Annotated in this window: 1 protein-coding gene; it reads left to right on the forward strand. The window is 73.1% G+C overall.

Features of this window, described 5'->3' with window-relative positions; all coding sequences use genetic code 11:
- A partial coding sequence (locus IH13_RS0118200; protein ID WP_199814730.1) for a CDP-glycerol glycerophosphotransferase family protein occupies positions 1 to 740 on the forward strand: 740 nt, incomplete at both ends.

Genomic DNA, 740 nt, shown 5'->3' on the forward strand with positions numbered 1-740 from the left:
ATGTGTATAAGAGACAGGCACTGCTGCGCGCCCTGGGCAGGCGCCGGGACCGGCTGCGCTCCCGGGGCCTCAAGGTCTCCGTCTACCACTCCTGGTTCCTGCGCCTGCCCGTCCGCAGGGGCTCCGTGGTGTTCGAGAGCCACATGGGCACCTGTTACGGGGACAGTCCCCGGGCCGTCCACGAGGAGGTACGGCGCAGAGGGCTGCCTCTGCGCTGCGTCTGGTCCCACGACGGCTCCCCGGAGGGGTTCCCGGCCGGGGAGCGGCTGGTGCGCCGCTGGTCGTGGCGGTACCTGTGGGCGCTGGCCCGGGCGGAGTACTGGGTGGACAACCAGGGCTTCCCGCAGCACCTGCGCAAGCCGTCCGGTACGACCTACCTCCAGACGTGGCACGGGTCGGCGTACAAGCGCATGGGCTTCGACGAGCGGCGGGTGCGCATGCAGAACGCGCCGCAGCGCGAGCGGCTCCAGCACGCCGTCCACCGCTTTGACCACTTCCTGGTCCGCTCCGAGCACGACGTGCGCACCCTCGCCCGCGCCTACCGGCTGCCCGAACGGACGCTGCTGCGCACCGGATACCCCCGTAACGACGTCCTGTTCGCGGCGCGCGCCAGGGACGAGGCGGAAGGGCGGCTGCCCCGCGGGCCGCTCGCCGCACGGCTGGGCCTGGACGACCACCGGAAGGTCGTGCTGTACGCGCCGACGTTCCGGGGCGGTCCGGGCAGGCGCAGGCGGCGGCGG

Origin of the sequence: Streptomyces sp. NRRL WC-3549 (assembly GCF_000721935.1) — a bacterium.
Lineage (GTDB): Bacteria > Actinomycetota > Actinomycetes > Streptomycetales > Streptomycetaceae > Streptomyces.